We start from the raw sequence: 273 nt of genomic DNA, 5'->3' as shown, positions 1-273 counted from the left end.
GATAGACTTCACCTTTTTTGTACAAAGAGGTTTCGTAGTTTACTCGAAACTCGTGATATCTCCTGTCAACAGGATGAGCCGCTCCATAGCCTTGTAGGGAAATATAAGAAAGCACTAGAGTCCGAGGCAGAAATATCAGAGATGTCTATATTGTTCATCCGGTATTCAATAGCCGTCTTTGAGAAGTTCAACGATATTCGCAATAACCGCTCTCTCGCGCACGACAATGCATTATTACCGCCAAGAGAGGCTCGGTTCATTTTCGACGCCGTT

The 273-nt window shown here is 44.0% G+C and carries 1 protein-coding gene; it reads left to right on the top strand.

The window, feature by feature from the left end:
• Positions 1-273 (top strand): abortive infection family protein (locus tag R0J87_RS20430; protein WP_498888544.1); only part of this gene is annotated, 273 nt, incomplete at both ends.

Origin of the sequence: Halomonas sp. SIMBA_159, assembly GCF_046536035.1 — a bacterium.
Lineage (GTDB): Bacteria > Pseudomonadota > Gammaproteobacteria > Pseudomonadales > Halomonadaceae > Vreelandella > Vreelandella venusta_A.
This window is presented reverse-complemented; position numbering and strand designations above follow the sequence as displayed.